The 26924-nt window shown below is 69.5% G+C and carries 27 protein-coding genes and 1 pseudogene; 16 read left to right on the forward strand and 12 right to left on the reverse strand.

Features of this window, described 5'->3' with window-relative positions:
* Positions 1-130 precede the first annotated feature (130 nt).
* The 4 genes from FB390_RS34535 (at position 131) to polA (ending at position 6547) form a co-directional block, all read left to right on the forward strand.
* Positions 131-826, forward strand: a complete 696-nt coding sequence (locus FB390_RS34535; protein ID WP_246124597.1) for an ABC transporter ATP-binding protein — start codon at positions 131-133, stop codon at positions 824-826.
* A gap of 156 nt (positions 827-982) precedes the next feature.
* Positions 983-2653, forward strand: coding sequence for a DUF885 domain-containing protein (locus tag FB390_RS30925; protein ID WP_141812713.1), 1671 nt, complete (start codon positions 983-985; stop codon positions 2651-2653).
* Positions 2654-2740: 87 nt separating this feature from the next.
* Positions 2741-3730: a neutral zinc metallopeptidase gene (locus FB390_RS30930; protein WP_141812714.1), complete on the forward strand. Its 990-nt coding sequence runs from the start codon at positions 2741-2743 to the stop codon at positions 3728-3730.
* Between the two features lie 81 nt (positions 3731-3811).
* Entirely contained in the window at positions 3812-6547 is a 2736-nt protein-coding gene (gene polA / locus FB390_RS30935; RefSeq protein WP_185757342.1) for a DNA polymerase I, read from the forward strand.
* Between the two features lie 67 nt (positions 6548-6614).
* Here polA and FB390_RS30940 read toward each other — a convergent pair whose 3' ends face one another.
* Complete coding sequence (locus FB390_RS30940) at positions 6615-7214, reverse strand: TetR/AcrR family transcriptional regulator (protein WP_141812716.1); 600 nt, start codon at positions 7212-7214, stop codon at positions 6615-6617.
* Between the two features lie 65 nt (positions 7215-7279).
* Here FB390_RS30940 and FB390_RS30945 point away from each other — a divergent pair, with 65 nt between their 5' ends.
* Positions 7280-8566 (forward strand): YhgE/Pip domain-containing protein, encoded by a 1287-nt coding sequence (locus FB390_RS30945; RefSeq protein WP_141812717.1) that lies wholly within the window; start codon positions 7280-7282, stop codon positions 8564-8566.
* 167 nt (positions 8567-8733) lie between these two features.
* Here the strand turns inward: FB390_RS30945 and FB390_RS30950 are convergent, their stop codons facing one another.
* Positions 8734-9042, reverse strand: coding sequence for a DUF6191 domain-containing protein (locus tag FB390_RS30950; protein WP_141812718.1), 309 nt, complete (start codon positions 9040-9042; stop codon positions 8734-8736).
* Between the two features lie 341 nt (positions 9043-9383).
* Between FB390_RS30950 and FB390_RS30955 the strand changes: the two genes are divergently transcribed.
* Positions 9384-9809: a 2-isopropylmalate synthase gene (locus tag FB390_RS30955; RefSeq protein WP_246124486.1), complete on the forward strand. Its 426-nt coding sequence runs from the start codon at positions 9384-9386 to the stop codon at positions 9807-9809.
* A 57-nt stretch (positions 9810-9866) separates the two neighbouring features.
* Here the strand turns inward: FB390_RS30955 and trxA are convergent, their stop codons facing one another.
* Together trxA and FB390_RS30965 are read right to left on the reverse strand one after the other, a co-directional pair.
* The gene (trxA, locus tag FB390_RS30960; protein WP_141812720.1) at positions 9867-10238 is read right to left on the reverse strand and encodes a thioredoxin; all 372 of its coding nucleotides are present in this window, start codon (positions 10236-10238) and stop codon (positions 9867-9869) included.
* A 48-nt stretch (positions 10239-10286) separates the two neighbouring features.
* Positions 10287-10808: a 2'-5' RNA ligase family protein gene (locus tag FB390_RS30965; protein ID WP_141812721.1), complete on the reverse strand. Its 522-nt coding sequence runs from the start codon at positions 10806-10808 to the stop codon at positions 10287-10289.
* Positions 10809-10887: 79 nt separating this feature from the next.
* Between FB390_RS30965 and FB390_RS30970 the strand changes: the two genes are divergently transcribed.
* Positions 10888-11973, forward strand: a complete 1086-nt coding sequence (locus tag FB390_RS30970; RefSeq protein WP_246124487.1) for an isocitrate/isopropylmalate dehydrogenase family protein — start codon at positions 10888-10890, stop codon at positions 11971-11973.
* 15 nt (positions 11974-11988) lie between these two features.
* On the opposite strand, the gene FB390_RS30975 is transcribed toward FB390_RS30970, so the two are convergent.
* A complete protein-coding gene (locus FB390_RS30975) occupies positions 11989-12333 on the reverse strand; it encodes a hypothetical protein (protein WP_141812722.1) in 345 nt (114 codons plus the stop codon).
* A 72-nt stretch (positions 12334-12405) separates the two neighbouring features.
* Positions 12406-12927 carry a hypothetical protein gene (locus FB390_RS30980; RefSeq protein ID WP_141812723.1) on the reverse strand — a complete coding sequence of 174 codons (522 nt, stop codon included), beginning with the start codon at positions 12925-12927 and terminating at the stop codon, positions 12406-12408.
* Between the two features lie 84 nt (positions 12928-13011).
* On the opposite strand from FB390_RS30980, the gene FB390_RS30985 reads away from it, so the two are divergent.
* Positions 13012-14028, forward strand: a complete 1017-nt coding sequence (locus FB390_RS30985; RefSeq protein ID WP_141812724.1) for a Ppx/GppA phosphatase family protein — start codon at positions 13012-13014, stop codon at positions 14026-14028.
* 12 nt (positions 14029-14040) lie between these two features.
* Here the strand turns inward: FB390_RS30985 and FB390_RS30990 are convergent, their stop codons facing one another.
* Both FB390_RS30990 and FB390_RS30995 read right to left on the reverse strand, forming a co-directional pair.
* Positions 14041-15120 carry an NAD-dependent epimerase/dehydratase family protein gene (locus FB390_RS30990; protein WP_141812725.1) on the reverse strand — a complete coding sequence of 360 codons (1080 nt, stop codon included), beginning with the start codon at positions 15118-15120 and terminating at the stop codon, positions 14041-14043.
* A gap of 66 nt (positions 15121-15186) precedes the next feature.
* On the reverse strand, positions 15187-15372 hold the full coding sequence (locus tag FB390_RS30995; protein WP_141812726.1) for a DUF2795 domain-containing protein: 186 nt from the start codon (positions 15370-15372) through the stop codon (positions 15187-15189).
* Positions 15373-15531: 159 nt separating this feature from the next.
* On the opposite strand from FB390_RS30995, the gene FB390_RS33800 reads away from it, so the two are divergent.
* The 5 genes from FB390_RS33800 to FB390_RS31015 all read left to right on the forward strand — a co-directional run bounded on the left by FB390_RS33800 (position 15532) and on the right by FB390_RS31015 (position 21128).
* Complete coding sequence (locus tag FB390_RS33800; RefSeq protein WP_185757344.1) at positions 15532-15687, forward strand: hypothetical protein; 156 nt, start codon at positions 15532-15534, stop codon at positions 15685-15687.
* Positions 15688-15788: 101 nt separating this feature from the next.
* Positions 15789-18221, forward strand: a complete 2433-nt coding sequence (locus tag FB390_RS31000; RefSeq protein ID WP_141812727.1) for a molybdopterin oxidoreductase family protein — start codon at positions 15789-15791, stop codon at positions 18219-18221.
* Positions 18222-18510: 289 nt separating this feature from the next.
* Entirely contained in the window at positions 18511-19374 is an 864-nt protein-coding gene (locus FB390_RS31005) for an ABC transporter substrate-binding protein (protein WP_246124599.1), read from the forward strand.
* Positions 19375-19377: 3 nt separating this feature from the next.
* Positions 19378-20337 carry an amino acid ABC transporter permease gene (locus tag FB390_RS31010; RefSeq protein ID WP_179831090.1) on the forward strand — a complete coding sequence of 320 codons (960 nt, stop codon included), beginning with the start codon at positions 19378-19380 and terminating at the stop codon, positions 20335-20337.
* A gap of 38 nt (positions 20338-20375) precedes the next feature.
* Positions 20376-21128 (forward strand): amino acid ABC transporter ATP-binding protein, encoded by a 753-nt coding sequence (locus FB390_RS31015; RefSeq protein ID WP_141813203.1) that lies wholly within the window; start codon positions 20376-20378, stop codon positions 21126-21128.
* A 102-nt stretch (positions 21129-21230) separates the two neighbouring features.
* Here FB390_RS31015 and FB390_RS31020 read toward each other — a convergent pair whose 3' ends face one another.
* The gene (locus FB390_RS31020) at positions 21231-21749 is read right to left on the reverse strand and encodes a DUF8020 domain-containing protein (protein ID WP_246124488.1); all 519 of its coding nucleotides are present in this window, start codon (positions 21747-21749) and stop codon (positions 21231-21233) included.
* Between the two features lie 315 nt (positions 21750-22064).
* The gene (locus FB390_RS31025; protein WP_141812730.1) at positions 22065-23012 is read right to left on the reverse strand and encodes a LysR family transcriptional regulator; all 948 of its coding nucleotides are present in this window, start codon (positions 23010-23012) and stop codon (positions 22065-22067) included.
* Between the two features lie 71 nt (positions 23013-23083).
* Here FB390_RS31025 and FB390_RS31030 point away from each other — a divergent pair, with 71 nt between their 5' ends.
* From FB390_RS31030 to FB390_RS31040, 3 genes are all read left to right on the forward strand, one after another.
* Entirely contained in the window at positions 23084-24457 is a 1374-nt protein-coding gene (locus tag FB390_RS31030; RefSeq protein WP_141812731.1) for an FAD-binding oxidoreductase, read from the forward strand.
* A 118-nt stretch (positions 24458-24575) separates the two neighbouring features.
* Positions 24576-25460: an SPFH domain-containing protein gene (locus tag FB390_RS31035; RefSeq protein ID WP_141812732.1), complete on the forward strand. Its 885-nt coding sequence runs from the start codon at positions 24576-24578 to the stop codon at positions 25458-25460.
* A 9-nt stretch (positions 25461-25469) separates the two neighbouring features.
* A complete protein-coding gene (locus FB390_RS31040; protein ID WP_141812733.1) occupies positions 25470-25628 on the forward strand; it encodes a type II toxin-antitoxin system antitoxin in 159 nt (52 codons plus the stop codon).
* 62 nt (positions 25629-25690) lie between these two features.
* On the opposite strand, the pseudogene FB390_RS34540 reads toward FB390_RS31040, so the two are convergent.
* Both FB390_RS34540 and FB390_RS31050 read right to left on the reverse strand, forming a co-directional pair.
* Positions 25691-25873, reverse strand: a pseudogene (locus FB390_RS34540) (alanine-phosphoribitol ligase); the annotation flags it as partial.
* Complete coding sequence (locus tag FB390_RS31050) at positions 25872-26789, reverse strand: helix-turn-helix transcriptional regulator (RefSeq protein WP_425465944.1); 918 nt, start codon at positions 26787-26789, stop codon at positions 25872-25874. The pseudogene FB390_RS34540 and the gene FB390_RS31050, both read right to left, overlap by 2 nt.
* Between the last annotated feature and the right edge of the window lie 135 nt (positions 26790-26924).

Below are 26924 nucleotides of genomic sequence, written 5' to 3' on the forward strand. Positions count from 1 at the left end.
GGAATCGGCAGGGGAGCCGCCAACCCCTCCAGCCGGTGGCGCCCAGGTGAGCGTTCGGAAGGAGCCGGCGACGAAGTCCGCCGCGCCGCGCGACTTCAGCGACGCGCCCGCGCTGCTCGAGGTCGACGACATGGTCGTCAACTACGGCAGAATCCAGGCCCTGCACGGTGTTTCGCTGCGCGTCGCGGAGGGCGAGCTGGTCACCCTGCTCGGCGCGAACGGCGCGGGCAAGACCACCACCATGCGCGCGCTGTCCGGACTGCTGCCCTTGGCGCGCGGGCGGATCAAGTTCGAGGGCCGCGACATCACCACGATGAAGGCGCACGAACGGGTGATCGGCGGGTTGATCCAGGCACCGGAAGGCCGGGGCGTGTTCCCCGGCATGACGGTGCAGGAAAACCTCGACATGGGCTGCTACGGGCGGACTTTCGCGCAGAAGGCCGAGTACCAGCGAACGCTGGACTGGGTGTTCGAGCTGTTCCCCCGGCTGTTGGAACGGCGCAAACAGGTCGGCGGCACCCTGTCCGGCGGCGAGCAGCAGATGCTCGCCATCGGCCGCTCGCTGATGGCGCGCCCGCGCCTGCTGCTGCTCGACGAGCCGTCGATGGGCTTGGCGCCCATGGTGATTCAGCAGATCTTCCGCATCATCGGGGAGATCAACCGGCAGGGCACCACGGTGCTGCTCGTCGAGCAGAACGCCCAGCAGGCGCTGGCCCGCAGCGACCGCGCCTACATCCTGGAGACCGGCGGCGTCACCAAGACCGGAAGCGGCAGCCAGCTGCTCACCGATCCTGCGGTGAAGTCGGCCTACCTCGGTGTCGGATAAGGGGTCCCGCCGTGCGCGGGCTGTGGACGGCTTGCGTCCGGCTAGGACGCACCATCCATGCCTTCGCAACACCTCCGGGCGAGTCTTTACGAGCCCGTTAGCGAGACATAAGGGGCCGCGAACACGCCGCGCCGCAGGCGCGGCCATCATTACTGCATGGACGAGGAGCTGCTCGAACTGGCTGACCGGTACTGGGACGAGACGTTGGCGGCGGCGCCGAGCCTGGCGACCCTGCTCGGCGATCACCGCTTCGACGATCGCATCGAGGATCTCTCGCTCGACGCCGAACAGCGTCGGCTGGAGTCCTCGCGCGATCTGCTCGGCCGGGTCGACGCGCTCGACCCGGCCAGGCTCTCGCCCGCGGATCGGGTGACCCACGCCCTGCTGCGCGCGGAATTGGCTACGGCGGTGGAGCATTTGGCCTGGCGGCCGGTGGAGATGGCGTCCGACCAGATGGACGGCGTCCACGCGGCGCTGCTCACGGTGGCGCCGCAGATCAATGCGCCGCAGCCGGAGCACGCGTGGGCACTGGTGCGGCGGCACGAGCAGCTCGGCGACATGCTCGGCACGGCGGTGGACCGTTTCCGCGACGGCCTGGCCGCGGGCCGGGCCCCGGCTCGGATCACCATCGAGCGTTCGCTCAACCAGCTCGACGGCTATCTGGCCTCGGATCCGTCGACCGATCCGTTCGTCACCTTCGCCGGACCGCGGGACTGGGACGGCGAGGCCGAGTGGCGCGCCGAACTCGCGCGGGTCGCGGCGGACGTGATCCGGCCCGCCTTCCAGCGGTACCGGGCCGCGCTCGCCGACGAACTGCTGCCCGCGGGCAGGCCCGACGAGCGCAGCGGTCTGTGCTGGCTCGGCGACGACGGCGCCGAGATCTACCGCAGCCTGCTGCGCCACCACACGACGCTGCCCGATCTCGGCGCCGAGGAGATCCACGAGCTGGGTCTCTCCGAATTGGCTTTGCTGCGTGAGGAATACGCGAAGATCGGCGCGCGGTTGTTCGGCACCTCCGACCTCGCGGAGATCTTCGGCAGGCTGCGCGACGATCCCGGCCTGCGCTACGCCGACGGCGCGCAGATCATGACCGACGCCTACCGCTGCCTGAACGCCGCGACCGCCGAGATGGGCAACTGGTTCGGCAGGCTGCCCCGGGAATCCTGCGACATCGTGCCGGTGCCGGACTTCCTGGCCGCCGACGCCCCGACGGCCTACTATTTCCCGCCCGCCGCCGACGGCTCGCGTCCGGGAACGTATTTCGTGAATCAGCACGAGCCGCAGGACCGCGGCCGGTTCGAGACCGCGGCCGTGGCGTTCCACGAGGCGATCCCCGGCCATCACCTGCAACTCACCATCGCCAACGAGCTCGAGCACCTGCCGCGCTTCCAGCGCCAGTCCTTCGCCAACACCGCCTTCGTGGAGGGCTGGGCGCTCTACACCGAGCGGCTGGCCGACGAAATGGGTTTGTACTCCGACGATCTCGACCGGCTCGGCATGCTCGCGGGCGATTCCTGGCGTTCCTGCCGCCTGGTGGTGGACACCGGCATCCACGCGAAGGGCTGGAGCAGGCAGCAGGCCATCGACTTCATGGTGGCCAACGCGCCGGTGGGGCTGACCGAGATCACCGTCGAGATCGACCGCTACATCGCGATTCCGGGGCAGGCGGTGTCCTACAAGGTGGGGCAGCTGGAGATTCGCAAGCAGCGGGCGCTGGCCGCCGAGCGGCTGGGGGAGCACTTCGACATCAAGGCTTTCCACGATGTCGTGCTCGGCTCGGGCACGGTGAGCCTGCCGGTGCTCCGGGAGTTGGTCGCCGCGCTGTGAGGTTTTCGCTGCGAACGACCGAGTTGCGGGCGGCCGCCGCGTCGGGTTCCATGAAGGTGCGTTGACGAAGCACGGTCAGGGGGGACGATGAACCGGCTGTTGGCAACCCGCATCCGAAGACGAATCCTCATCGCGCTGCTCTGCGGTGCGGTGGCGCTGGGGGCCGCGGCGAGCATAGCCGCGCTGAGCGGGCCGCCCGCGGACGCGGGCACCCTGCGGACCGGAGGACTCACGGCCGCGACCGGACCCGGTTTCGCCGGATCGGTCGGCGAGGCGACCGATCCCGTGCGCGACGCCGCCCCGCCGATCGCGCCCGCGCCGCTGGCCGGGCTTCCGCTGGCCGGATCGCCGCACGCCTCGTCGGCCCGCCCGGTGTACGCGCTGCGGGACCATCCGCTGTTCGCCCAGCACATCGGATTGGGCCGGGTCGACTGCGAGTTGCCCGAATGGCGCGACGAACCCGAGGCCGCGCGGGTGTTCTACCGCGCCGCGCTCGGCTGTCTCAACGCGGCGTGGGAACCGACGCTGCGCGGCGCCGGACTGCCGTTCCGGCCGCCTCGGTTGGACGCGCCCGCCACGGTCGACGCGGTGCGCAGCGCCTGCCCGCAGGACGGACGGCCCGCGTCGTACTGCGAGTCGGACGAGACGATCGTCATCCCGTACGCCGCCGCGCGGGAGGTCACCGCCGATTCGCGCCGCGGCGGGCAGCTGGCGCTGCTCGCCCACGAATACGGCCACCACATCCAGCACGTGGTCGGAGTGCTGCGCGCCTACACCGAGCGGCGCACCGAGGTGGGCTGGCAGACCGCGGCGGGCCAGGAGCAGAGCAGACGGCTCGAGCTGCAAGCCGGTTGTTTCGCGGGCATGTTCTTCGGCATCAATCACGGCCGCGGCGACATCGATCAGCGGACCTGGGACGAGGCCGCCGACCGGGCGCGCGCCGTGGCCGACCGGCCCGGCGCACCCCGCCTGCACGGCGCCGACCACAACGTGTGGGGCTGGTGGAAGTGGGGCTCCGACAAGGGCGACACCTGGGAGTGCAACACCTGGTACGCCGAGCAGGAGAACGTCGAGTAGACCCGGCGCCCCGAGCCGGTTCGGCGCGTGTGCCGGTGTCGGCGTATCGGCTTGTCGGTGCCGGTCCCTAGACTCTGGGGCGTGAGCTCACCCTCGACTGCCTCGCGTCCCGCTTCCGCGACCGCCGCCGCTTCCGGCGATCGGCCGACACTGCTGTTGCTGGACGGGCATTCGCTCGCCTACCGCGCGTTCTTCGCGCTACCCGCGGAGAACTTCAAGACGGTCACCGGACAGACCACGAACGCGGTGTACGGGTTCACGGCCATGCTCATCAACCTGCTGCGCGACGAGAAGCCGACCCACATCGCGGCCGCCTTCGACGTGTCGCGCAAGACCTTCCGCACCGAGGCGTATCCGGAGTACAAGGCCAACCGGAGCCAGACGCCGGACGAGTTCCGCGGCCAGGTGGAGCTCACCAAGGACGTGCTCGGCGCGCTCGGCATACCGGTGATGGCGATCGACGGTTTCGAGGCCGACGACGTGATCGCGACCATCACCACGCAGGCGCGGGCCGAGGGCTTCCGTATCCTCATCGTCACCGGCGACCGCGACTCGATCCAGCTGGTCGACGACGAGGTCACGGTGCTGTACCCGCGCAAGGGCGTCAGCGATCTGACCAGGTTCACCCCGGACGAGGTGATGGCCAAATACGGCCTCACCCCGAACCAGTACCCGGACTACGCGGCGCTGCGCGGCGACCCGAGCGACAACCTGCCCGGTATTCCCGGCGTGGGCGAGAAGACCGCGGCCAAGTGGATCCGCGAGTACGGCGACCTGGCTACCCTGGTGGAGAAGGTGGATCAGGTGAAGGGCAAGGTCGGCGACGCGCTGCGCGCCAACCTCAGCAGCGTGGTGCTCAACCGGCAGCTCACCGAGATGGTCAAGGACGTGCCGCTGCCCTACACCCCCGATCAGCTGGCGCAGGCGCCGTGGAATCGCGAGCAGATCCACCAGCTCTTCGACGATCTGGAATTCCGGGTGCTGCGCGACCGGCTGTTCGAGACCCTGGCCCCGCCGGAGCCGGAGGCCGAATCCGGTTTCGAGATCTCCGGTGGCTCGCTCGCCGTCGGCGCGGTCGCCGAATGGCTCGCCGCGCACGCGAAAGCCGGTGTCCGGCACGGTGTCTCGGTAGTCGGCACGGGCGCGCCCGGCAACGGCGACGTGAAGGCGATCGCGATCGCGGCCGCCGACGGCGAGAGCGGCTACATCGACGTCACGGTGCTCACCCCGGAGGACGAGGCGGCGCTCGGTGCCTGGCTCGCCGATGCCGCGGTGTTCAAGGCGCTGCACGAGGCCAAGTCGGCCGGGCACGCGCTGCGCGGCCGTGGCTGGCGGATCGCGGGGCTGACCAGCGACACCGCGCTCGCGGCCTATCTGGTCCGGCCCGGCCAGCGCAGTTTCAACCTCGACGATCTCTCGCTGCGCTACCTGCGCCGCGAGCTGCGCGCCGAGACCGACGCGACGCCCCAGCTCTCGCTGCTCGACGACGAGGACACCGTCGACGCGGAGCTGGCCCAGGCCGAGATGCTGCGCGCCCGCGCGGTGCTCGACCTGGCCGCCGCGCTCGACGAGGAGCTCGAGCAGATCGAGTCCACGGCGCTGCTCACCGACATGGAACTGCCGCTGCTCGGCGTGCTGTCCACCCTCGAGGACGCGGGCATCGCGGTCGACGTCCCGCAGCTGGAGACGCTGCAGCGCCAGTTCGCCGACAAGGTGAGCGAGGCTGCCGAGGCGGCCTACGGGGTGATCGGCAAGCAGATCAACCTCGGTTCGCCCAAGCAGCTGCAGGTGGTGTTGTTCGACGAGCTCGACATGCCGAAGACCAAGCGCACCAAGACCGGATACACCACCGACGCCGACGCGCTGGAATCGCTGTTCGAGAAGACCCAGCATCCGTTCCTCGAGCACCTGCTCGCGCACCGCGACGCGACCCGGCTCAAGGTGACGGTGGACGGCCTGCTGAAGTCCGTCGCCGAGGACGGCCGCATCCACACCACGTTCAACCAGACGATCGCGGCCACCGGACGGCTCTCCTCGACCGAGCCGAACCTGCAGAACATTCCCATCCGCACCGATACCGGACGCATGATCCGCGACACGTTCGTGGTCGGCGCCGGATATGCCGAGCTGATGACCGCCGACTACAGCCAGATCGAGATGCGGATCATGGCGCACCTGTCCGGCGACGAGGGCCTGATCGAGGCGTTCAACTCCGGCGAGGACCTGCACAGCTTCGTCGCGTCCAAGGCCTTCGACATCCCGATCTCCGAGGTGAGCCCGGAACTGCGCAGGCGGATCAAGGCCATGTCGTACGGCCTGGCCTACGGCCTGAGCTCCTACGGCCTCTCGGCGCAGCTGAAGATCAGCACCACCGAGGCGAAGGAGCAGATGGACATCTACTTCTCCCGCTTCGGCCGCATCCGCGACTACCTGTACGAGGTGGTCGAGCAGGCGCGCAAGGTCGGCTACACCGAGACGCTCTTCGGCCGCCGCCGCTACCTGCCCGACCTGGACTCCAGCAACCGGCAGCGCCGCGAGGCCGCCGAGCGGATGGCGCTCAACGCGCCCATCCAGGGCACCGCCGCCGACATCATCAAGGTGGCGATGATCAACGTGCACAAGGCGATTCGCGAGGCGGGCCTGCGCTCGCGGATGCTGCTGCAGATCCACGACGAACTCGTCTTCGAGGTCGCCGAGGGCGAGCGGGAAGCGCTGGAACAGCTGGCGCGCGAACAGATGTCGACGGCGATCGATCTGTCGGTGCCGCTGGACGTATCGGTCGGTACCGGGCGCAGCTGGGATTCCGCCGCGCACTGATCCTCCGCTCCTCCACATCTCCCGTACGCGGCACAGATGCGCTGCCTACGCCAGGAGGCGGCCACGTTCACCGGCGTGGATGCAGGCCGTCCATCATGTGGATGGTCATCTCTTCCAGTAGCTCGTCGGCGGCGTCGCGCGCGATCACACCGGAGCCGACGAACGTGGCAAGACCCTGGAGCGCAGCGACAGCGGAGAGGGCGATGCGTCGTGGTTCGCCCGCGATGACCTCGCCGCGCGCCTGCGCGTCCGCGATGAGCGCGACCGGCGCGGCGAAGGCGCGGTCCACCGCCTCGGACATGGCATCGCCCGCGGCCGGGCTGTGCCTGCGCGCGAACATCAGCGCGAGCAGCGCCGAGTTCTCCGTCGCGAAGCGCAGGTAGGTGCGCGCCATCTCGCGGATGCGTCCGCCGAACGAGTCGCTCGCCACGGTCTGCTCGAGCGCGGCGCCCAGCTGCTGGAACCCGGACACCGCGAGGGCGTCCAGCAAGGCCTGCTTGTCCTTGAAATGCCGGGTCGGCGCGGCGTGGCTGACGCCGACATCACGGGCCAGCTGCCGCAGGGACAGGCCGTCGACGCCGGATTCCCGCAACGTCGCCTCGGCGCGCTGGAGCAGCTCGGCGCGCAGGTCGCCGTGGTGATAGGCGCGGGCTCGGGTGATCGGCATGGTGTATGCAGGATAACAAGATGTAGTCATTGACTACTTTGTAGGCACTGCCTACATTTTTCGGTATGACGGTTCGGACCTTCACCGCCCCGATCGCCGTGTTGATGGTGTTCGCGGCGCTGCTCGCCACCATGTACCTCGGCTACGCCAGCAATACCGAGAAGAACCTGCACGACTTTCCGGTCGCGCTGGTGAATCAGGACGTCGGCGACACGATCGACGGCAAGCCCGCGAACTTCGGCGCCCAGGTCACCGACGGGCTGGTGGCCGGAATGCCTTCGGAGACAGTGGATCTGCGAGTCGTCGGCATCGCCGAGGCGCGCAACCAGTTGCAGAACGCCGAGGTGTACGGCGCCATCGTCATCCCTTCGGACTTCACCAAGCGGCTGGCGATTCTCGGCGCGGGCGCGGTGGTGCCTGGCGAGATCGAGCGACCGGTCATCACCGTGCAGACGAATCCCCGTGTCGGGCCGTATACGACCGGCATCATGCAGCGCATCGCCGACCGCGCGCTGACGCAGGTGAACGAGACCGTCGGCAAGAACCTCACCGACCAGGTGAACGCCGCGCTCGCTAACGGCACTCCGGTCGAGATGAGCGGCGCGGCAAGGCTTTCGCTCACCGATCCGGTGCAGGTCGTCACGGCTCCCTACCGGCCCATAGACGATGGCGCCGGGCAGGGTCTGGTCGCCTTCTTCTACACGCTGATCCTGCTCCTCGCCGGATTCACCGGCGCCATGATCATCCACACGCTCATCGATTCGGTGCTCGGCTTCACGCCGACCGAGTTCGGTCCTTGGTTCGTGCATCCGCCCGCCACCGGCGTCTCGCGGCTGCGAACCTTGCTGATCAAGTGGGGCGTCATCGCCACCGCGGCGCCCATCCTGTCCGCGGTATTCCTCGGCGTCGCGACGGTATTGGGCGTACCGCTCGGCAACGGACCGTTGCTCTGGCTGTACGGCACCTTGGCGATCATCGCCGTCGGCGTCACCGCGCTCGCGGTGCTCGCGGCCTTCGGTACCGCGGGACTGCTGGTGAACCTGATCCTGTTCGTGGTGCTCGGACTGCCCTCCTCGGCCGCCACCGTCCCGCTGGAGGCCACGCCGTCCTACATCTCGGATCTGGCCGCCTTCGAACCCATGCACCAGATCTACCTGGCCGTGCGCGCCATCCTCTTCTTCGACGCGCACGCCGAAGCCGGTCTCGGCCAAGGCATTTGGATGACCCTCCTCGGCTTGGCCATCGGCCTGGTCTTCGGCGCCCTCGCCACCCACCTCTACGACCGCAGGGGCTTGGACCGCGCCGCCGCGTCGAATCCGGCGCCGGTCGCGATCCCCGTCGCGGCGAGCTGAGGGGCGTGCACGGGCGGCGGCGGATCCCCACCATCCACGGCCGCTCGATACGGCGTCGTGCTGTGGTGCTGTGAGATTCCGGGCATCTCTGCGGCGAGCGACAGCGGGGCTGAAAACCGTTGCCGCGGAGCGGAATCGGCCGCGTCGAGGAAGCCGGCGGGTCAGCGCTACGGTGCCCGGCGGACCAATCGCGCCGCGCCGGTGCTCAGGTCCACCTCGTCGCGGGGCGGCGCGCCGTCGGACTTGGTCTCGCGGTGCATGAGGGTGGTCTGGCGCTGTTCGAACTCGTAATGCTTGGAACCTTGGAAGAACGCGGTCACCTCTTCGAAGCCGGTGGCGGCGAGGGGGTGGCCGGTGCGGCGTTTGGTCCAGGGGAGCAGGCGGCTGCCGGTGAGGCGATTCCAGAGGACTTCGATGAAGGCGAGCGCGACGAGCAGGACGGCGAGACCCGGGATGGTCATGGCGACGAGACCCATGCCACAAAGGTACCCGCGCCGCGTGCGGTGTGAGCTGCGGTGATGGTACCCGCGAGTAGCGGAAACGCAGGCACGAAAAGGTTGCTATCCGGCTTCGGAATGCCTATCCTCGATGCCGTGCCGAATCCTGCTGACCACCACAGCGCAGCGCTCCGTGTCGCAGACCGCGACCGCGTTGCGCTAATGCCGCTTACCGCGGTTGTGGCGCAGGCGCGACTTCTCGTAGTAACCCGCCGTAGCGGGGTCTGATTCGGACCGGCCCCCTCGCTGCGGGCTATTCGATGTGTTGACGCTGGTCCCCTCCGCCGACATTCCTCGGGAAGACCTACCTCACAATGACCATGCTCACTCTTGATACGAAGACTTTCATCGCCGCCGCGCCCAAGGGGCTGCGCGCGGAAGCCGCCGGGATGACACCGGCGGAGTTCTACGACCGCTACTGCGGGCACACCGGCCCGGTCCGGCTCAGCGAATTCGCCGGCGGTCACCGCAACGCCGAGTGCACCGCGACGCTCGAGTTCGCCGACCACCTGCGCACGGTGGCCACCACCGGCAGCCCGGTCGCCGCTCTCACCTCGGCCCTCTACGAGGAGGGCTACCCGGTGGAGATCCTGCAGTTCCACCAGCGCCGCACCGCGGGCGGCACCGCGACCTTCGTCCGGTGCGAGCTCGACGGCAAGCGCGGGTGGGGCGCGGCCTTCGCCGACGACGGCGCCGAATCCATCGTCCGCGCAATGATTTCCGGTATCAACCGACTCGGTTCCTGAACGCACGACGGGCCGGGCGCCCCGGTGGGGGTGCCCGGCCCGATCCGTCGGCGCGGCCTACTCGGAAGCGGACTGCTGCTCGGCGAGCTGCTTGCGGACCTCGTCCATGTCGAGGGCCTTCACCTGGGTGACCAGGTCCTCGAGCGCGGCGGGGGGCAGCGCGCCCGGCTGCGCGAACACCAGCACGCCCTCGCGGAACGCCATGATGGTCGGGATGGAGCGGATGTTCGCGGCGGCCGCGAGACCCTGCTCGGCTTCGGTGTCGACCTTGCCGTGCACGACGTCGGGGTGATTCTCCGAGGACTTCTCGAAGGTCGGCGCGAAACTCTTGCACGGACCGCACCAATCGGCCCAGAAATCGACGAGTACCACGTCGTTTCCGGTGACTACCTCATCGAAATTCTGCTGGGTCAGCGTCTGGGTGGCCATGACGTCCTCTCGTTCGAATGTTGCCAGCTGTAACGCCGGGCTCGTCTCTTATCTTCCACGGGCCACCGGCCACTCCCGCCGTTGGTCGCCGTCCCACCGCCGGATACCCGCGATCGTCGCGGGGAAATCCCGGTCGGCGGCCACGGCGTGCACCGCGGCGCCGAGCTGCCGGACGGGTACCCGCCGGGCCAGCGTGATATGCGGCGTCCACGCGTCCGGCCGCAGGTTCGCGGGCGCGCCAGGGCACGGCGACACGACGTCGTAAACCCGCCTCTGCAGCGTGAGCAGCTGCTCGGAGGGCACCACCAGCCGGACGAGGATCGGGTGTCGCGCGCCGAACACCAGCACGCCGCCGAGCCGCACGGGGAACGGGCGGAAGATCAGCTGGTCGAGTGCGTGGTCGATGCGCGGCCAGATCGTTCTGGCCACCGCGATCGTGATGTGCGGCCGGCGGGTCTCGATCGCCTTCGGCGTGACGCTGGGCAGCCCGGCCTCCGCGAGCAGCGTCCACTGCCGCCGAATCTCCGCCTCGGCCGCGTCGTCCACCAGCAATTCGACCGACTGCACCATGATCTTTCCAACGTAGCCGCACGGGCCCGGGCGGCGGGCCGGTTCCGGTACGGCGAGGCGTCGGCGAGAGGATTGCCCGGTGAAGCGAGCGAGGACAGCGGTGCGACTGGGGTTGATCGAGGGCGACGGGATCGGTCCCGAGGTGGTGCGCGCGACCAGGGTGGTCGTGGACGAGGCGCTGGCGGCGGCCGGCGCGCCCGCGGTGGAATGGGTGGAGTTGCCGATGGGTCACCGCGCCATCGACGAGTTCGGCGCCGCGCTGCCGGAACATACGCTGCGCGGGCTCGAGGAACTCGACGCGTGGATCCTCGGACCGCACGACAACGCGTCCTATCCGGCCGAGCATCGCGGCGCGGTGGCGCCGGGCGGCGCGATCCGCAAGCAGTTCGGCCTGTTCGCGAACATCCGCCCGGCCCGCGCCTTTCCCGGTGTGCGGGCGGCGGCGCCGGATATCGACCTGGTGATCGTGCGCGAGAACAGCGAGGGGTTCTACGCCGATCGCAATATGTTCGCCGGATCGGGGGAGTTCCAGCCGAGCCGCGACATGGCCATGGCCGTCGGCGTGGTGACCCGGCGGGCCTGCGAGCTGATCGCGCACGAGGCCTTCCGCGCGGCCTCCGCCCGCCGCAAGCGGGTGACCATCGTGCACAAGGCGAACGTGCTGCCGATGACCATGGGCCTGTTCCGCGATGTCTGCTACGAGGTGGCGCGTGCCTATCCCGGCGTCGAGGTGGACGACGAGCACGTGGACGCGACGGCCGCGCATCTGGTCCGCGCCGCGGGCGATTTCGACGTGCTGGTCACCGAGAATCTCTTCGGCGACATCCTGTCCGACTTGGCTGGCGAGTTGAGCGGTTCGCTGGGCATGGCCGCCTCGCTGAACTGTTCGGCTACCCGTGCGATGGCCCAGGCGGTGCACGGCGCCGCGCCGACGCTGGCCGGACACAACCGCGCCAACCCGGTGGCGCTCCAGCTGTCCGCGGCGATGTTGTTGCGCTGGTTGGGAACTCGCGACGCGGACGCCGCGGCGAGCGACGCCGCCGACCGCATCGAACGGGCGGTCGCGGCCACCTTCGCGGCGGGCATCGCGACCGCGGATCTGGGTGGTCAGGTCTCGACGGCGGAGTTCACCGAGCAGGTGTGCGCGCGGGTGCACCGCCGCTGAACCCGGTGGGCGGCGTCAGTTTCCGCTGTTCAGTCCGGTGGCGATCTTGACGACCACCTTCTCGTCGGTGACCTCTTGCACCGTGACGTTCATGCCTTCGGCGGCCTGAGTCTCACCGACCGGGACGTCGACCTGCTGGCCGCCGATCTTCAGCGTGACCGTATTGCCGTTCACCGCAACGAGTTCCGCGTCGATGCCGAGGATGTTCGCCTTGGCGTCCACGCCGCGGGTGAAGGTCACGGTGCACCCGCCGACATTGCACTCGGACTTGGTGCCCGGCCCCTCCACGGTGCAGGCGGCCGCGCCGAGCGGGGCGAGCAGGGCCACGAAGGACAGGGCGATCAGCCGTCGAAAACGCACGCGCCCAGTGTAGAGGGCAACCGGACATCTCCGGCGCGCCTCGCGTGCGACACCGCCGCGGCGACCGCGCGCTCAGCTCTGCTCCGTTCCGAAGGCCCACGAACCGGACTCGGCTCGCCACGGCTCCAAAATCGACCGCTGGTGTTCGGCGCGCTCGGTCAACTCGCGAAAATCGGTGTCGGGCAAGCGCTCGGCCAACCCCGCGAGATCGGCCAGGGTGGACCACAGCTGCTTCTTGCCCTCGATGCCCATGATCAGGAACTCGAGTTCGACGAAGCGGCTCAGGGGCGAGTACCCGGCCAACCGCCCGTTGGGTTTCAGTCGCGCGAGCCGTTCCGCGGCCATTGCGAGTCCGGACTTGATCCGGCTCTCCGGAACATCGAGCCTGCGCATGATGTCGCGGAAGGTCTCCACGTCCTCGGCGATGTCCGACGCCACCTCGGCCAGCGCCGCGCCCTGCGGCGTGCCCGCGTTGTTTCGCTGTGCCCGCCGCGCCAACTCCCGCCACACCAGGCCGAGGGCGAGCTGGTCTTGGAGGTAGATTCCCAGCGGGTCGTTGTGCGCCGCCGGTAGCGGTATCGAGAACCGTCCCATGGCGTGGTAGTGCCCCACGGCGGCGGAGGTATGCCTGCCGGTCGGCGGCGGTGTAGGAGGGCGGGAATCGGGTAGTGCCTTCCGGTGAGGCTCGGTGTTCTGGATCTGGGGTCCAACTCGGCGCAATTTCTGGTGGTGGACGCGTCGCCCGGCGCGCCGCCGCTGCCGATCCGGGCGCTGAAGGAACCGGTGGTGCTGGCCGAGGACATCGACGCGGACGGGGAGATCAGCGACGCCGGGATCGAGCGGACCGCGACGGCGGTGTCCCGAATCCTGCAGGCGGCGCGGCGCTACGAGATCGAGAGTTTCTACGCCTTCGTCACCGCGGCGATCCGGGACGCGCCGAACCGGGAGTCGGTGCTCGACGGCATCGAGCGGGCGGCGGGTGTTCGCCCGCAGTTTCTCACCGGCGCCCAGGAAGCCCGGCTGACCTATCTGGCGGTGCGCCGGTGGTACGGGTGGCGGGCCGGGCCGCTGCTGGTGCTCGACATCGGCGGCGGTTCGATGGAGCTGGCCCTCGGCCGCGACGACGAACCGGAGCTCGCGCTCTCGCTACCGCTCGGCGCCGGGCGGCTGACCCGCGCGTACCTGCGCGGCGATCCGCCCGATCTGCACGAGGTCGGCCTGTTGCGCGAACACATCGAGGAGTGCCTGAAGGAGGTCCGCGACCGGTTGCTGTGGGAGGGGCAGCCGCGCCGGGTGATCGGCAGCTCCAAGACCTTCAAACAACTCGCCCGCCTCGCGGGTGCGCCGCCGCAGCGGCACGGGCCGTTCGCCACTCGCGAGCTGCGGCAGGGCCAGGCCCGGCGGATCACTCGCCGCCTCGCGAAGCTCTCCGCGCGCCAACGCGCCCAGCTGCGCGGCGTCTCACAGCCGCGGGCCCGGCAGATCCTCGCGGGGGCCATGGTCGCCGAAGCCACGATGGCGGCGCTGAACATCGAGCGCCTCGAGGTGAGCCCGTGGGCGCTGCGCGAAGGCGTTGTGCTGCAACACATCGCGACGCTGGTCGAGACCGACGACATCCTGCCGCTCACCCCGTTCGCGCTCGCCCAGCAGCCGGAGACCGATCCCGTCATCACCACGTTGGCGGGGCATCGCTGACGGCGCGAGTTCCTAATGCGCCGGAACGCCCCACGCGTCCACCGGATCGCGGCCGCCCACCCCGGAGGCGAACTCTTTGATGCGGAACCGTCCGCCCGCGTCCGACGCGAGCGGGGGAGTGTCGCCGCCCGCGTTGGCGCGGAACCCGTCCAGCACCTCGCGCAGCGTCTCGAAGGCGGTGAAGCGCGGCGTCCAGTCCAGCTCCGTCCGCGCACGGCCGGTGTCCATGATCGGCAGCCGCAGCAGCGCGTCGAAGAGTCCGGGCGGTGTGGGCGCGAGGCGCAGCCGCCACGCCGTCGAGAGGGCCGCGCGGACCGTGCCAGGCGGCACTTCGACGGTTCTCGCCTCGAAGAGTTCGCCGAGGCGCGCACGATCGAGCACCGGGTCGGCGGCGATGTTGAACGCGCCGCGGGCGTCGGTGACGGCGGCGCGGGCGAAGGCGCGGCCCGCGTCGTGGCTGTGCAGCGCCTGCATGCGCAAGCCGCGCGGTATCGGAAGAATCGGAACGACTCCCGGGCGGACCAGCGGGTGCGGCAGCAGCGGTCCGGCGAACAGGCGGCGCTGCTCGCTGGCCGAGGCCCGCTGGAACACGAACGACGGCCGCATGCGCACCACCCGTGTGTCGGGATGCTCGGTTTCGAACGCGTCGAGCACGCGCTCGACGTAGGCCTTCTCCCTCGTGTACGCCGCGAGCGGCCACCCGTCGGTGGGCCACGACTCGTCGACCGGATCGTCGTCGCGTGCGGGCGAATACGCGCCGATCGATGAAGCGCAGACCACGGCGGGCACGCCTTCGGCCGCCGCCGCGGCGAGCACCCGCTGGGTCCCGATCACGTTGGCACGCCAGGTGACCTCCGGCCGGTGGGTCGGCTGGAACAGCCACGCCAGCTGCACGACCGCGTCGGCATTACGGAAGACGCGGCCGAGATCGTCCATGCGCACGTCGGCGCCCGCGAACTCCACCCCGGACGGCAGCGTCGACGGGGCGCGACGCGCCACCCCCACGATCGAGGTCACCACGGGCTCGGCCGTCAAGGCCGACACCACCGAGGTGCCGATATTGCCGGTAGCACCCACCACGACGACGCGCATGGCCACTCCTCACCACTGGGGCGCGTCGACCCGCGCACGCGGGCCGACGCGGGTATCGAATGCCGTTCAGGAAATGGCTTCGCTGACGGCGTTCGGGCCGTTGTAGGTCCGATCGGGGATGGCTTTCAAAGCCTGCAGAATCTCGTTGTCCGCGCCGTTGTCCTCGGCGGCGGAGACGATGCCCGCGCGGTCGCACGGATAGTCGATTCCGGCCAGATACTTCTGCACTTGGATGGGGCTCACCTGACCCATGGGTTCTCTCCTTCCGAGAGTGCGGCTGGAGATATCGGACTCGGCCGCAGTACCACACGGCCGTCGGCTCAAACCACCGTGCGCTATGTACTCGCGGTTTCTCGGCCTGGCCGCCGGGTACTGCGATCGGACGATCCAGCAGCCGCGAAAGGGGACGACATGGCACCGCACGGCAAGCCGGGCGAGGGCGGCTCCGACTACGACCCGGCCCAGGATCCGGACGCCGACCCGGACATGCTGCAACCGCCGGATCGGCTACGGCCGCAGCCGGACCAAGCCGAAGGGGAGGACGAGGGGGACGAGGCGGAAGAGTAGGCGTACCTCCGCATTCGCTCCGGACGTCGCAGTCTGGGAGCGGACTTCGTCCGGGAGCGTCCATCAGGCGTGTCGCGTCCCTCGGCGGGTACGCGCGCGGTATGGAGACGCGAGATCGAATTGCCGACCCCTGGGGGCGCAGGTTCGCCTACGGCGCGGGACAGCGGTGGCCCGAGCGGGTCGACATGTATCTGGCCGACGGCGTCGAGCCCGAGTCCGTGCAGCGGTGGGTGCCCTCCGCCTCGGTCATGAGCTCCAACGGCGACGCGCTCGACATCGCGGTCGTGGACGGCCGGATGGTCGGGGTACGCGGCCGTGCGGTGGACCGGGTCAACCGCGGCAGGCTCGGACCGAAGGATCTGTTCGCCTGGCAGGCCAATTCGTCGCCCGATCGCCTGACCCGCCCGCTCGTCCGCCGCGACGGCGAACTGGTCGAGACCGATTGGGACACGGCCATGGACCGCATCGTGCGGCACAGCGAGAGCCTGCTCGAGCGGCACGGACCCGGGGCCATCGGCTTCTACACCTCCGGCCAGCTGTTCCTGGAGGAGTACTACACGCTGAGCGTGCTCGCCCGCGCGGGCATCGGCACCAACCACGTCGACGGGAACACCCGGCTCTGCACGTCGACGGCGGCAGAGGCGCTGAAGCAGTCCTTCGGCTGCGACGGCCAGCCCGGCTCGTACGCCGACGTCGACCACGCCGACGTCATCGCGCTGTTCGGGCACAACGTCGCCGAGACGCAGACGGTGCTGTGGGCGCGGATCCTCGACCGGCTCGCCGGACCGAACCCGCCCGCGATCGTGTGCGTCGACCCGCGCCACACCCCGGTCGCGGAGCGCGCCAGTGTCCACCTCGCGCCCCTGCCGGGCACCAATGTCGCACTGATGAACGCGCTGCTGCACGAGATCATCGCCAACGGGTGGGTGGATCACAACTACATCCGCGAGCACACCGTCGGCTTCGACGAATTGCGCTCCCGCGTGAGCGAATGCTTCCCGGAGCGGGCGGCGCGGATCTGTGGCGTCGCGGCCGGGCACATCCGGGAGACGGCCCGCCTGCTCGGTACCGCGCCACGGCTGCTGTCCACGGTGCTCCAGGGCTTCTATCAATCCCATCAGGCGACCGCGGCGGCGGTGCAGGTCAACAACGTGCACCTGATCCGAGGGATGCTCGGACGACCCGGCTGCGGGATATTGCAGATGAACGGTCAGCCGACGGCGCAGAACACCCGCGAATGCGGCGCCGACGGTGACATGGCGGGTTTTCGCAACTGGGCCAACGACGCGCACGTCGCCGAGCTGGCCGAGCGATGGCGGGTCGATCCGGATCGGATCCCGCACTCCGGACCGCCGACCCACGTCATGCGGATGATGCGGTACGCCGAGCAGGGCGATATCCGGATGCTGTGGGTGAGCGCCACCAACCCGGCGGTGTCGCTGCCGGAGCTGGCGCGGGTCCGGTCGATCCTCGCGCGCGAGAACCTGTTCCTCGTGGTGCAGGACATCTTCCCGACCGAGACCGCGGCGATGGCCGATGTGGTGCTGCCAGCCGCGGCGTGGGGCGAGAAGACCGGCGCGTTCACCAACGCCGACCGCACCGTGCACTTCTCGGAGCGGGCCGTCGACCCGCCGGGAGAGGCGAAGTCCGATCTCGACATCTTCCTGGACTACGCCCGCCGCATGGACTTTCGCGACCGGGACGGCGGCCCACTGATCCACTGGCACGATCCGGAGTCGGCGTTCGAGGCGTGGAAGGCGTGCTCGGCCGGACGTCCGTGCGACTACAGCGGCCTGACGTACGCGAGGTTGCGCGAGGGCTCGGGCATCCAATGGCCTTGCGACAGCGAGCATCCGGACGGTACCGAGCGCCTCTACGCCGACGGGCGGTTCTGGAGCGCGCCCGACGACTGCGAGTCCTACGGCAAGGACCTGCTCTCCGGGAAGCCGGTCGAGCCCGCGGCGTACCGCGCGCTGAACCCGGACGGCAAGGCGATCATCAAATCGGCCGACTACGTCCACGCGCGCGAGACGCCCACGGCGGATCATCCGTTCGCGCTGGTCACCGGGCGAACGCTGTACCACTTCCACACCAGGACGAAGACCGCCCGCGCACCGCAACTGGACGCGGCCGCCCCGGAGGTCTGGGTCGAGATCTCGCGCGCGGACGCCGAACACGCGGGGATCGAAGAGGGCGACCTGGTGGAGGTGTCGACGCGACGCGGATCGGTGCGGGCCCGCGCCCGCATCGGCCGGATCCGCCCCGGCGTGCTCTTCCTGCCGTTCCACTACGGCTACTGGGACCGCGGCGACGGTGCGCACGACCGGGCCGCGAACGAGCTCACCCCGACCGACTGGGACCCGGCATCCAAACAGCCACTTTTCAAGACCGCGGCGGCGAACCTGGTCCGGGTGGCGCCGGGCGCCGACCCGTCCACCGCGCCGACGACGACCGCGTCCGCCCCGGTCGACGCCGCCGTTCCCGCCACCACGGGCGGCCCCGCGGCCGTCACGGTCGAACTCGACCCTTCCTGATGCGCGGAAGCCAAAAGGCCGTGAGTCTTCCGTTGCGCGAGCAACTCTGCGGCAACCCGCACGGCTCGGATGCGAGCCGCCGGGGTATGGTGTCCGGTCGGCGCACCGGCAGCTCTGTACCGGGTGGAGTCCGCAACGACCCGATGTGGAATTCCATTACTGTCCAGCACGAAACGTCTCGGTCGCTTAGATTGCCAAACGGGTGGTGACACCCGGGTTTCTTGTAACCGAAATGTGGAGGGCTGCTGTGTCTGATCGATCCAAGCCTGGCAGGCGGGCCCTGCGGGCGATGTGCGCGCTCACCGGTGCCGCACTCGTGCTCGCGGGCTGTACCACCAACACCGAAGACACCGGACCGGCGGTCTCCAAGGTGCAAGTGGACAAGGTCACCGAAATCGCCGATCAACTGCCCGACAAGATCAAGCAGTCCGGCAAGCTGGTCATCGGCGTGAACGTGCCCTACCAGCCCAACGAGTACAAGGACGCCAGCGGCAAGATCGTCGGCTTCGACGTCGACCTGATGGACGCGGTCACCTCGGTGCTCGGTATCAAGGCCGAGTACGTGGAGTCGGCCTTCGAGAAGATCATTCCGGCGATCCAGGCGGGCACCTACGACGTCGGCATGTCCTCGATCACCGACTCGAAGGAACGCGAGCAGCAGGTCGACTTCACCACCTACTTCAGCGCGGGCATCCAGTGGGCCCAGCAGACCGGTAAGCCGATCGACCCGAACAACGCCTGCGGCAAGAAGGTCGCGGTGCAGGCCACCACCGTCGAGCACACCGACGAGGTGCCCGCCAAGAGCGCCAAGTGCGTCGCCGAGGGCAAGCCCGCCATCGACATCAAGCCGTTCGACGAGCAGAGCGCCGCGACCAACGCGCTGGTGCTCGGCCAGGTCGACGCGATGTCGGCCGACTCCCCGGTGACCGCGTACGCCATCAAGCAGAGCGACGGCAAGATCGAGACCGCGGGCCCGGTGTTCGACTCCGCGCCCTACGGCTGGGCGGTGCCGAAGGGCTCGCCGCTGGCCAAGGTCCTGCAGGCCGCGGTCAACCACCTGATCAAGAACGGGCAGTACAAGCAGATCACCGAGAACTGGGGCGTGCAGGACGGCGCGATCACCGAGTCGGTGATCAACGGGGCCGTGAGCTGACAGATGTCCGACACCGACACCACCGTCGTGCCCGGCGATCCCGGGCCCGGCGGCATCCCGGCGCCGTCCGAGCCCGAACCGATCAAAGCGGTTCCGCTGCGCAGGCCGGGGCGATGGATCGCCGCTGCCGTCATCCTCGTGCTGCTCGGGCTGTTCGTCTACGGCGCCGCCACCAATGACGCCTACCAGTGGGGCACCTACTGGAAGTACCTGTTCGACAGCCGCATCGTCGCGGGCGCGGTCGTCACCCTGGAGCTGACCGTGCTGGCGATGGCCATCGCGATCGTCCTCGGGACGGTGCTCGCGGTGATGCGCCTTTCGCCCAACCCGGTGCTGCGCTCGACGGCGTGGGTGTACCTCTGGATCTTCCGTGGCACACCGATTTTCGTGCAGCTGGTGTTCTGGGGCTTGGTGCCCTCGCTGTATCAGCAGATCCATCTCGGTGTGCCGTTCGGGCCGCAGTTCTTCGAACTCGACGTGCAGGAGTTGCAGGCCGCGTTCACCTTCGCCGTGATCGGTCTCGGTCTCAACGAGGCCGCGTACATGGCGGAGATCGTCCGCGCCGGCATCAATTCGGTGGGCGAGGGCCAGCGCGAGGCGTCGATCGCGCTGGGCATGTCCTGGACCCAGACCATGCGGCGCACCGTGCTGCCGCAGGCGATGCGGGTGATCATCCCGCCGACCGGCAACGAGCTCATCGGCATGCTGAAGACCACCTCGCTGGTGACCGCGATCCCGCTCAGCACCGACCTGTTCGGACGGGCCCGCGACATCTACGGCGTGAACTTCCAGCCGATCCCGCTGCTGCTGGTCACCGCGACGTGGTATCTGGCCATCACCAGCGTGCTGATGGTCGGCCAGTTCTATCTGGAGCGGTACTACTCGCGCGGCGCGTCCCGGCAGCTGACCGCCAAGCAGTTGCAGGAGCTGGCCGACGCACAGAGCGTGGTGAAGGCGAAATGACGGTTTCCATGGACAAGGACGAGCAGGCCGCGCCGCGGATGATCGTCGCCGACCGGGTCTGCAAGAACTTCGGCGCGCTGCAGGTGCTCAAGGGCATCTCGCTGGAGGTGGCGCGGGGTGAGGTGCTGTGCCTGATCGGACCGTCCGGTTCCGGCAAGTCCACCTTCCTGCGCTGCATCAACCACCTCGAGCAGGTGAACGCGGGCAGGCTGTACGTGGACGGCGAGCTCGTCGGCTACCGGCAGAAGGGCGACAAGCTCTACGAACTGCACCCGCGCGAGGCGGCCAAGCAGCGCCGCGACATCGGCATGGTGTTCCAGCACTTCAACCTGTTCCCGCACCGGACGGCGCTGGAGAACATCATCGAGGCGCCGACGCAGGTGAAGAGGGTACGCAAGGCCGACGCCGTGGCCCGCGCCCACGAACTGCTCGATCGGGTCGGCATGGGCGACAAGGCAAACGCCTACCCGGCCCAGCTCTCCGGCGGCCAGCAGCAGCGCGTGGCTATCGCCAGGGCGCTGGCCATGGATCCGAAGCTGATGCTCTTCGACGAGCCGACCTCGGCGCTGGACCCCGAACTGGTCGGCGAAGTGCTGCAGGTGATGCGGGAACTCGCCGAGAGCGGCATGACCATGGTGGTGGTGACCCACGAGATGGGCTTCGCCCGCGAGGTCGCCGACCAACTGGTGTTCATGGACGGCGGCGTGGTGGTGGAGGCGGGCGCGCCGCGCGAGGTGCTCAGCGATCCGAAACACGAACGGACCAAGGCGTTCCTCTCGCGTCTGCTCTGAGTTCTCTCGCGGTTGCTCCGCATGGCGACAGCAGTGGGCCGGGCGTCCGATGGACGTCCGGCCCGCTTGTCGTTGTTATCGGTTACTCTGCTCGGCTACCGATCACGGGAATGGTGAGAAGAAGCCGAGGGTGGCGCCGACCGCTGCGCCGATGACGCATCCGGGGATGGCTCCGACCAAGAAGAACCAGATGCCGATCGCGAAGCCGATCGCGCAGCCGATGGCCGCGCCGACAACGATCGAGATCGGTCCCCAGGCCTGCTGCACGCCGGGCAGTTCTTGCGAGTTGACCGCCTCGTTCGTCGGCCCGCCGATCGGTGTCAGCGACAGCTGAGTTCCTGCGGCGTTGAGCACGGGCGCGACGGCGAATTGCCCGAACGTTGTCGGGATTGCGCCGACGACCGAGCCGTCGTCCGCGAGGACCGTGACCGCGTCGGGCGTGATGGCGAACTTGCCTGAGGCGAGGTTCACCAAGGCGCTCGAGTGATCGGCCGCGAGTGTCGTCGTGTAGCCGACCGTGCCGTCCGTGCCGCTGAAGCTGACGTCCGCCAGACCTGCCTCCCCGTGTCCGGTAGCGGTGGCTATACCGGTGGCCGCAATGGCTATGAATGCGGTAGCCACCAATTTCTTGATAAACATTGGACTCCAATCATCCTTGCCTGTTCCTTTGACGTTCCCCCGACGAACGGCACCGGATAATGAATATGATGCTCCTTTGAATCACTTTGTGTCCAGGGGGGTGCAAGCGCATTCGACGCGAATTTCAGGTTTGTTTTCCGCCGACGGTGAATGCGGCAATTCGAGATTCAACTTGCCCTGACTATTGCGTTGACCAGTGTCAATGGGAGCGCTGACCGGAGCGGGCAGTGCCGTCGATGGTGCCGGAGGAATGGCGAGTACGCCACTCGCGCAGGTCAGACGCTGGCGTAGCGGAAATTACTCGCCAGTATTGTTCGAATATTCTGGACGCGATTGCCGCCCGGCGCCGGAACGGTCGCCGAGCGCGATTCGAAGTTGGCCGAGGAGCACTTTGGTCGCGGGCGCGACTGGGTGGTCGGTGCGCCAGACGAGGGCGAGTTGCCCGCGCAGTTCCGGCTCGACGATCCGCAGCGTCCGCACTCCGTGCGCGGCGGCCTCCGCCGCGGTCAGCGCTGGCACCACGGCCACGCCGAGTCCGCGCGCGGCCAGTCGCAGCAGCAGGGGCGGGGCGGCCGCCTCGAACGCCACCAGTGGCTGGAATCCAGCCGCCGCGCAAGCGCGTTCGAAGACGCCGCGCAGGCCGGTTCCCGAAGGTAAGCAGATCACCGGCTGGTCGCGCAGCGCGGCGAGCGGGATGGTCGCGCCGTGCTCGCGGTCGCCTGCGGCGACCGCGGCGACAACCGCGGTGTCCAGCACGACCTGCTTGCCGAGCCCGGGATCGAGGTCGGCGCCGGTCAGGCCGACCAGGGCGATGTCCAGTTCGCCGCGGCCGAGCGCGGCGAGCATGCGTTCGGAGGTGTCCTCGGTGAGGCTGATGGCGACCCGCGGGTGGTCGTCGTGGAAATCGGCGAGCACCGCCGCGACGTCGAATTCCTCGGTGGCGGCGCCGGAGATGAGTCCCACGCGCACGTGTCCGCGCAACAGGCCGGTGAACTCGTCCACCGTGTCCGCGATGCGCTGCGCGGCGGCCAAGGCGGCCTTGGCGTGCGGCAACACGGCCGCGCCGACTTCGGTGAGCGTCACCGTGCGGCCACCGCGGTCCAGCAGCGGCTGGCCGAGTTCCCGTTCGAACTGCCGGATCTGGGCGCTCAGGCCGGGCTGCGCCAGGTGCAGGCGCGCGGCGGCGCGGGTGAAGTTGGCTTCTTCGGCGACGGCGACGAAGTAGCGCAGATGGCGCAGTTCCATAACTGGCGATTCTAGTATCGATAAAAACCATCTGTTGTACTTCTTGCTCGCGCCCGAGCATCGTCGTAGGCATGACGAGCAACGCGACGCAGACCACCGATTTCCCCGTCTTCACCGGCCAGGTGTTCCGGCCGGGTGAGCCAGGCTACGAGGCGGAGATCGCCGGATTCCAGACCGCCTACACCCACCGGCCCGCGCTCGTGGTCGCCGCGGCGCACGCCGAGGACGTCCGAGCCGCGGTGGAATACGCGGCGCGCCACGGACTGCCGGTCGCCGTGCAGGCGACCGGGCACGGGCTCTCGGTGGCCGCCGAGGGCGGGGTGCTGATCAGCACCGCGCGGATGACCGGTCTCCGCATCGATCCCGAGGCGAAGACCGCCCGGGTCGCCGCGGGCGTGCGCGCGGGTGCGCTGGTCGAGGCGGCGGCGGAGTTCGGGCTCGCTCCGCTGAACGGGTCGTCGCCCTCGGTCGGCGTGGTCGGCTACACGCTCGGCGGCGGACTCGGCCTGCTCGCCAGGGAATTCGGCTACGCCGCCGATCACGTGCGAATGATCGAACTGGTCACCGCGGACGGCCGGATCCGCACGCTGCGCCCCGGCGACGAACTGTTCGGCGCGGTGCTGGGCAGCGGCGGCAATTTCGGTGTGGTGACTGCGCTGGAGATCGACCTCGTTCCGGTGCGGACGGTCTACGGCGGGCAGTTGGTGTTCGACACGCCCTTGGCCGCGGCCGCGCTGGAAGCCTGGCGGCAGTGGACCGCGACGGTGCCCGACCAGTTGACCTCGACCGTCGCCACGCTGACCTACCCCGACATCCCGCAGGTGCCCGAGTCGCTGCGCGGCCGCTACGTCGCCTCGATCCGGATCGCGTTCGACGGGCCGGCCGCCGAGGGTGAGCGCCTGGTCGCGCCGCTGCGGGCGGTCGGGGCGCGGCTGCGCGACGATCTGCGCGAGCTGCCCTACACCGAATCGCACACCATCCACAGCGATCCGGATCATCCGCACGCCTACGCCGCGACCAATGCCGTGCTGGGCGAGTTCCCCGAGGAAGCGCTCGCCGCGCTCACCGCGGCCACCGGTCCGGGTGGTGCGATTCCGGCCGTGGTCGACATCCGACACCTCGGCGGCGCGCTCGGCGAGCCGGGCTCCGCGGGTGTCGCGGTGGACCGGCGCGATGCCGCCTACGTCGTCCGGGTGATCACCATGCCCGCGCCCGGCGCGGGCGCGGGCGTGCCCGACGAGCACAGTGCGATTCGAGAAGTGTTGGCGCCGTGGACGATCGGCCACAGCCTGGCCTTCCTCTACGGCGCGGGCGACGGTGCGGACGACGCGCAGACCCGCGCGGGCTACGCGCCGGACACCTACGCGCGGCTGGCGGCGCTGAAGGCGAAGTACGACCCGCGCAACATGTTCCGGTTCAACCGCAACATCCGGCCCGCGGTCTGAGCATCGGGTGTGCCCGGCGAGCTGGTCGCCGATTGGCCGCTCGACGGCTGATCGCCGATTGGCCGCTCGGCGGCCGCGTGCTATCTTCGTGATATCACTCTGATACCGGGAGGATGTCATGAAGCTCAGGCCCGCATTCCACGTCAACGGCTTTCTGGTGCTGGTGGCCTGGTTGGTGCTGACCCTTTTCTTCGGCGGCGCGGCCGCTTTGGGGTACGTCGCGGCGGCCAAGGACGGGAATATGCCCGCGCTGATCGCGGCGATCGCGGCCACGGTGGTCGTGGTGGTGCTCGCGCTGCTTGCCACCGGGTTGGTGATCGTCAACCCGAACGAGGCGAAGGTGGTGCAGTTCTTCGGCCGCTACATCGGCTCGGTGAGCGAGCCCGGCTTCTTCTCGGTGGTGCCGCTGACCGACCGCAAGAGCATCTCGCTGCGGGTGCGCAACTTCGAGACGCAGAAGCTGAAGGTAAACGACGCCGACGGCAACCCGGTGGAGATCGCCGCAGTGGTCGTCTACCGGGTGGTGGACAGCTTCAAGGCCGCGTTCGCCGTCGACGACTACGAGGAGTACGTGGAAACCCAGTCCGAGGCCGCGGTCCGGCACTTGGCCACCACGCATCCGTACGACGCGCACGACGCCGGACGCACCAGCCTGCGCGACGGCGCGGAGGTGGCCGAGGAACTGACCGTCGAACTGCGCGACCGCACCGAGATGGCGGGCATCGAGGTGCTCGAGGCCAGGATCACCCACCTCGCCTACGCGCCGGAGATCGCGCAAGCCATGCTGGTTCGCCAGCAGGCCGCGCAGGTGGTGGCCGCGCGCACGCACATCGTGGAGGGCGCGGTCGGCATGGTGAGCCTGGCGCTGGATCGCCTGACCGAGCGCGGCGTCGTCGAGCTCGACGAGGAACGCCGGGCCGCGATGGTGTCCAACCTGCTCGTGGTGCTGTGCGGCGATCGCGCGACCCAGCCCGTGGTCAACGCCGGATCGCTCTACAGCTGAGCCGGGCCCATGGTCGAACGCAAGAAACTGTTGCTGCGCCTCGACCCGGCCGTCCATGAGGCCCTGGCCAAGTGGGCGGCCGACGACCTGCGCAGCATCAACGCACAGATCGAATACGCCCTGCGCCTTGCGCTCGAACAGGCGGGCCGCAAACCGAAGTCCAAGTGAGCCGAAAGCTGCGAGCAGGCAGCGTCTTCCGTGTCGGGAGTCGCTGCTTTCGGCGTTTCGCGATCTCTTGCCAATCCGGTGCCCGGCATCAGTCCGGGATCGAAGGCGTTCACCGTGACGCCCTGATCGCCGAGCCTGCGCGCCAGCTCGTAGGCGGTCTGCAAGTTGGCCGGCTTGGAGGTGCTGTAGCGGCGGCGGCCGTCGCGGTGCGCTGGCTCCGTCGCCGCGGGCGGGTGGGCGAGTTCAGGAGATTCCGAGCGCTCGCGACAGCAGTCCCTGTCGCGTGTGCACACCGCACTTGGCCAGTATCGCCTTCACGTGATCGTCGACCGCGCGCTCAGGTAGCCCCGAATCGCCTGCCGGACGGCGAGATTCGCGGCCGGTGGCGAGCAGGGTGAGCACCTCCGTCTCGCGCGGAGTGAGGGCGTGCGCCCGCCCGAACAGATCGAGGCGCTCGGCGGGGCTGCTCGGCGCCAGCGAGACCGCGATGTCCTCGGGCCCGAGCCGGTCCGCCCGAACCGTCAGCCACTGGGCGCCGCCCAGGTGGACGCGCGACCGCGGCGGGCCGACGGGTGTGCCGTGCTCGGCGGCCAGCAGCGCGGCGCCCGCGTTGTAGACCGCGTTCGGGATCGGCGGCATGGCCTCCTGCGGTGGGTTCAGCCGGAGCAGCCCCGCCGCGGCGGCCGGAGTCTGGCCACGCATCCGCAGGTCCGGCCCGAGCACGACCACCGCGGGTTCGGCGGTGACGAGTCCGCCCGCCTCCGCGACGAAGGTGCGGCCGAGCGCGGCCCGCAGGCCCCGGGTGATCGGCGCCGCAAGCGCCGCCAAGGTGGTGAGCTGGGTGGGGTCGAAGGCGCGCGGGGTCTTGCGCAGCAGTTCGAGGAAACCCCAGCATCCGTAGCGGTCGCCGAAGACCACCGTGGCGGTGTCGAAGACGCCGAGATCGCGCAGCACCTCGCGCCACACCCGTGAGCGCGCGGGATCGCCGCCGGTGGCGGTGCGCAAGGACGCCGCCGCCGTGCTCCGATCGAGGAGATCGCTCCATCGGGTGAACTCGGTCAGGTACCGCAGCCGGATCAGCTCCGGCAGTCGTGACCAGGGCAGACCGAGCAGGTCGGCCAGCGGCGACGTGCCGACCCTGGTGGCCGGATCGGTGAGCATGAAGACGTGCCCATCGAAGGAGACGGCCGCGCGGAGATCGGCGAGCACCACCTCGCGCAGCCGCTTCGCCGTCTGGTCGGCTCGGCAGTGGCGCTCGACGCGATCGAGAAGATCTCGCGCACTGGGCACCGGCCA

Source organism: Nocardia bhagyanarayanae, from assembly GCF_006716565.1.
Lineage (GTDB): Bacteria > Actinomycetota > Actinomycetes > Mycobacteriales > Mycobacteriaceae > Nocardia > Nocardia bhagyanarayanae.

Coding starts and splice junctions, on each gene's coding strand:
- FB390_RS34535 (WP_246124597.1), top strand. CDS start 131: ATGGTCGTCAACTACGGCAGAATCCAGGCCCTGCACGGTGTTTCGCTG.
- FB390_RS30925 (WP_141812713.1), top strand. CDS start 983: ATGGACGAGGAGCTGCTCGAACTGGCTGACCGGTACTGGGACGAGACG.
- FB390_RS30930 (WP_141812714.1), top strand. CDS start 2,741: ATGAACCGGCTGTTGGCAACCCGCATCCGAAGACGAATCCTCATCGCG.
- FB390_RS30940 (WP_141812716.1), bottom strand. CDS start 7,214: ATGCCGATCACCCGAGCCCGCGCCTATCACCACGGCGACCTGCGCGCC.
- FB390_RS30945 (WP_141812717.1), top strand. CDS start 7,280: ATGACGGTTCGGACCTTCACCGCCCCGATCGCCGTGTTGATGGTGTTC.
- FB390_RS30950 (WP_141812718.1), bottom strand. CDS start 9,042: ATGGGTCTCGTCGCCATGACCATCCCGGGTCTCGCCGTCCTGCTCGTC.
- FB390_RS30955 (WP_246124486.1), top strand. CDS start 9,384: ATGCTCACTCTTGATACGAAGACTTTCATCGCCGCCGCGCCCAAGGGG.
- trxA (WP_141812720.1), bottom strand. CDS start 10,238: ATGGCCACCCAGACGCTGACCCAGCAGAATTTCGATGAGGTAGTCACC.
- FB390_RS30965 (WP_141812721.1), bottom strand. CDS start 10,808: ATGGTGCAGTCGGTCGAATTGCTGGTGGACGACGCGGCCGAGGCGGAG.
- FB390_RS30980 (WP_141812723.1), bottom strand. CDS start 12,927: ATGGGACGGTTCTCGATACCGCTACCGGCGGCGCACAACGACCCGCTG.
- FB390_RS30990 (WP_141812725.1), bottom strand. CDS start 15,120: ATGCGCGTCGTCGTGGTGGGTGCTACCGGCAATATCGGCACCTCGGTG.
- FB390_RS30995 (WP_141812726.1), bottom strand. CDS start 15,372: ATGGGTCAGGTGAGCCCCATCCAAGTGCAGAAGTATCTGGCCGGAATC.
- FB390_RS33800 (WP_185757344.1), top strand. CDS start 15,532: ATGGCACCGCACGGCAAGCCGGGCGAGGGCGGCTCCGACTACGACCCG.
- FB390_RS31000 (WP_141812727.1), top strand. CDS start 15,789: ATGGAGACGCGAGATCGAATTGCCGACCCCTGGGGGCGCAGGTTCGCC.
- FB390_RS31005 (WP_246124599.1), top strand. CDS start 18,511: ATGTGCGCGCTCACCGGTGCCGCACTCGTGCTCGCGGGCTGTACCACC.
- FB390_RS31010 (WP_179831090.1), top strand. CDS start 19,378: ATGTCCGACACCGACACCACCGTCGTGCCCGGCGATCCCGGGCCCGGC.
- FB390_RS31015 (WP_141813203.1), top strand. CDS start 20,376: ATGATCGTCGCCGACCGGGTCTGCAAGAACTTCGGCGCGCTGCAGGTG.
- FB390_RS31025 (WP_141812730.1), bottom strand. CDS start 23,012: ATGGAACTGCGCCATCTGCGCTACTTCGTCGCCGTCGCCGAAGAAGCC.
- FB390_RS31030 (WP_141812731.1), top strand. CDS start 23,084: ATGACGAGCAACGCGACGCAGACCACCGATTTCCCCGTCTTCACCGGC.
- FB390_RS31035 (WP_141812732.1), top strand. CDS start 24,576: ATGAAGCTCAGGCCCGCATTCCACGTCAACGGCTTTCTGGTGCTGGTG.
- FB390_RS31040 (WP_141812733.1), top strand. CDS start 25,470: ATGGTCGAACGCAAGAAACTGTTGCTGCGCCTCGACCCGGCCGTCCAT.
- FB390_RS31050 (WP_425465944.1), bottom strand. CDS start 26,789: ATGCTCACCGATCCGGCCACCAGGGTCGGCACGTCGCCGCTGGCCGAC.